A 3,627-nucleotide genomic window follows, 5' to 3' on the forward strand; every position below is an offset into this window, starting at 1 on the left:
GCCCAGGACCCACGCCACGCGCCGCCTGCCCGGGGCCTCTCGCGCCACGAGCGACTCGGCGCCCAGCCCCGCGAGCACCGCGAGCCAGAAGGCCACGTGCACGGAGAGCTTCTCCGGGTAGCGGAAGGGACGCCACGGGGGGAGCAGCTCGTAGACGAGCGCATACAGCGGCGTGTGGCGTCCGAACATCAGCAGGACGAACAGCGCCGTCAGCCCCAACGCCAACTGGACCCGGCGCTCCCGCCACCGGCTCGCAGCGGCCACTCCCGCGAGGAAGAGCATGGGCAGGCCCACGTAGAGCGAGCGGAGCCAGAAGTCGTTCACCTGCGTGCCCAGCAACCCCTCCGCCACCGGCGCGCGCAGGGGGCGCTCCAGGGCGAAGACATTGCCCAGCGCCATGTCCAGCAGGCGCAGTGGATGGGTCGACCAGACCACGGCCGTCTCCAGGGTGCGCCGCTCCGCGAACGTCTCCCGCAGGACGGACGCGGAGGCCCAGAGCTGCACGGCGCTCACGAGCAGCGCGAGCCCCAACCCCGCCCCCGCCGCCAGGAGGACCTTGCGGCGAGGCGCGCCTTCCAGGGGGCCGAACGCCGCCACCGCGAGCACCGTGGCGCCTCCCACCGCGAAGCCCTGGGGGTCTCCCGCGAAGAGGAGTGTGCCCAGCACCAGTCCCACCGCGCCCGCCGCCGCCCAGGACGCATGCTTCAGCACCGCGTCCGTCGCCACCAGCAACCACGGGAGCGCCATGGCGGCCTGCAGGTACGGCAGGCTGTTGGTGAGGCTGACCAGTGCGCCGCCAAAGGCGAAGCCCAGGGCACCCACCCCGGCGGCGCCCGGGCGCGTGCCCCAGCGCCGCAGGAGGACATAGGTGCCCAGGGCCGCGACGGGGTAGCAGACCAGCACCATCAGCGTGAGCATCGCCGGCCCCTCCACCAGCAGGCCCAGCAGGTTCGCGGGGTGGAATGCGCCGGTGACAGTGGCGCCCGCGAAGGGCTGCCCCAGCGAATCGAAGGGCGTCCAGTCCGGCCATTCCCACTGGCGGACGGCCTGGACCCAGAGCCACTTGGCCGGCAGACAGACCCGGAGCATGTCCCGCTCGCAGAAGACCCCTCCGGAGGCGAGCAGGCGGTGGAAGAAGAGCAGCGTCGCCGCGCACAGGGCTCCAAGGACGGAAAGGAACTCGCGGCGGTGGAGCGGGGGCGTGGAGGACATGGCGGCTGCGGCGGGTTCTACCAGAGTCCCGGTGGGCCCCTCTGGAGTGGAGGCGGAGGGCTAGTGGCGCGACTTCGCCTTGCGGATGCGCGGGGCCACGGGCGCCGCCTGCGGCTCATGGCCCGCCGCGCGCGCCATCAGGCAGATCTCCACCACCTTGGGGCCGAAGCGTTCCCAGCGGCTCTCCCCGGTGCCCTTCACCGCGAGGAAGGCCTCCCGGTCCACCGGCAGCGCGGCGGACAGCCCCAGCAGCGTTGCGTCGTTGAAGATGATGAAGGGCGCGACGCCCAGGTCCTTCGCCAGGTCCTTGCGCCAGCGGCGCAGCTCCATGGACGCCAGCTCGCTGTACGCCATCACCGGCGCTCCGGCCACGGACGGCAGGGAGCGCGAGGAGGAGCCGGACGGCTTGGGCATCATGCTGCCCGCGCACCGGTCGCACTTGCCGCACACCGCCGCCGCGTCCGTCTGCCCGAAGTAGCGCAGGATGAACGCGCGCCGGCACTTCGGCGTGTACGCATAGTCCGCCATCCGCTTGAGCATCAGCCGGTTGAGCCGCTCCTGCTCGCGCACCCGGGACAGGTCCACCGTCAGCTCGCGGAATGGGACGCGCTCCAGCGCGCGGATGGAGCGCCCCGCGAACGGCCGGCGCACCCGCACCACGCCCGACTTCTCCAGGAGGCCCAGCGCGTGCCGGACGTCGTCCTCCGTCAGCCCCGTGCGCCGCGCGAGGATGGGCAACTCCGTGGTCGCCTGCCGCCCCACGGGGAAGGTCTCCAGCAGCGAACGCAGCAGCCGCTGTGACTCCGCCGCGTGCGGCTGCGCGCTGGCGGCCTTGTCCGTCAGCGTGATGCCGTACTCGCCTTCACCCCGGCCACCGCGCTCCAGCTTGCCTTCGCGCTCGAAGATTTTCAGGGCGGCGGAGACCTCGAACTCGCTGGCGCCCACCATGCCCGCGAGCGCGTGCACGCCCCGGTCGAACTCCTCCACGGCCTGCAGCTGCGCCCAGATGTCCGCCAGCACGGACTCGGACGGGTGGCTGCCCTCGATGAGGCGCTCCTGCGTGTACACGTCCGCGTGGTTGAACAGGAGCACCGCCGTGGCGGGGTTGCCGTCGCGGCCCGCGCGGCCAATCTCCTGGTAGTACGCCTCCACCGCGCGGGGGATGTTGGCGTGCGCGACGAAGCGGATGTCCGGCTTGTCGATGCCCATGCCGAAGGCGTTGGTGGCCACCGCCACCGCCTCCTTCGCGGACATGAAGTCGTCCTGCGCGCGGCGGCGGGCGTCGTCCTCCATGCCCGCGTGGTACAGCACCGCCTTCACCTTGCGCGTGACGAGCGCGGAGTGCATCCCTTCCGCCGCCTTGCGCGTGGAGCAGTAGATGATGCCGCTGCCGCCGCCCTTCGCCGCCAGGCCCGCGCACGCGTCCCGGCGCTCCTCGTCCCCGCTGACGTTCACCACGTCCAGGAAGAGGTTGGGCCGGTCGAACCCCTGCGCGAACACCGCCGGGTCCTTCATCAGGAGCACGCGGACGATGTCCTCGCGCACCTCCGGCGTCGCCGTGGCGGTGAGCGCCACCGTGCGCGGGGGCCGCAGCCGCTTTCGCACCTGGCCCAAGAGCGCGTAGTCCGGCCGGAAGTCGTGGCCCCACTGGGAGATGCAGTGCGCCTCGTCCACGGCGAGCAGCTCCACGCCCAGCCCGGACACCAGCTCCAGGAAGCTTGCGCTGCGGAAGCGCTCCGGCGCCACGTAGAGCAGCTTGTACTCGCGGGCGCGCAGCTTGCGCAGGCGCTCCGCCCGCTCCACGTCGGACAGGGACGAGTTGATGTACGTGGCCGCGATGCCCTTCGCGGTGAGCTGCTCCACCTGGTCCTTCATCAGCGCGATGAGCGGTGACACCACCAGCGTGATGCCCGGCAACAGCATCGCCGGCAGCTGGTAGCACAGGCTCTTGCCCGCGCCCGTGGGCATCACCACCACGGTGTTGCGGCCGCTGAGGACGGAGCTGATGACGGGTGCCTGTCCAGGGCGGAACTCCGGCAGGCCGAAGTGCCGCACCAGTCCCTGCTGGGCATCTTCGAGGAAGGGCAGGGACTCCGTCATCGCGCGCATGTTCATCATCCTGGATGGGCCGTCAACGCCAATCCCCTCGTGGATACCGGTGTCCCCGCGTCACAGATCGAGCCCCGGAGGAAGGGGAACCGCCAGCGCGGCCCGTTTCAACGCCACCTCGCGCCGCAGCGCCTCCGTCCGCTCCGGGTCCAGGCGGCCGTCCACGAGGATGTCCCCTTCGCGCACGCCCGGTGGCAGCCGCCAGCGCTCCACCGTGCACGCCTGCCCTCCGTCGGTCCGCACCACCTGGGCCCGCGTCTCCTCCAGCAGCTCCACCCGGATGGGACTTGCCCCCAGGCCCAACAG

3 protein-coding genes are annotated in these 3,627 nt (G+C 72.0%); all 3 read right to left on the reverse strand.

Going from position 1 to position 3,627, the window contains the following annotated elements; all coding sequences use genetic code 11:
• Positions 1–1,212, reverse strand: a 1,212-nt coding sequence (locus D7Y15_RS42730) for a hypothetical protein (protein WP_148713032.1), incomplete at its 3' end; no start/stop codon positions are given.
• A gap of 60 nt (positions 1,213–1,272) precedes the next feature.
• Positions 1,273–3,330: an ATP-dependent DNA helicase RecQ gene (locus D7Y15_RS42735; RefSeq protein WP_121756137.1), complete on the reverse strand. Its 2,058-nt coding sequence runs from the start codon at positions 3,328–3,330 to the stop codon at positions 1,273–1,275.
• Positions 3,331–3,381: 51 nt separating this feature from the next.
• Positions 3,382–3,627: DUF3006 domain-containing protein (locus tag D7Y15_RS42740; protein WP_233605310.1), on the reverse strand; the 246-nt coding region annotated here is incomplete at its 5' end.

It is taken from the genome of Corallococcus sp. AB030 (assembly GCF_003668965.1).
Taxonomy (GTDB): Bacteria; Myxococcota; Myxococcia; order Myxococcales; family Myxococcaceae; genus Corallococcus; species Corallococcus exiguus.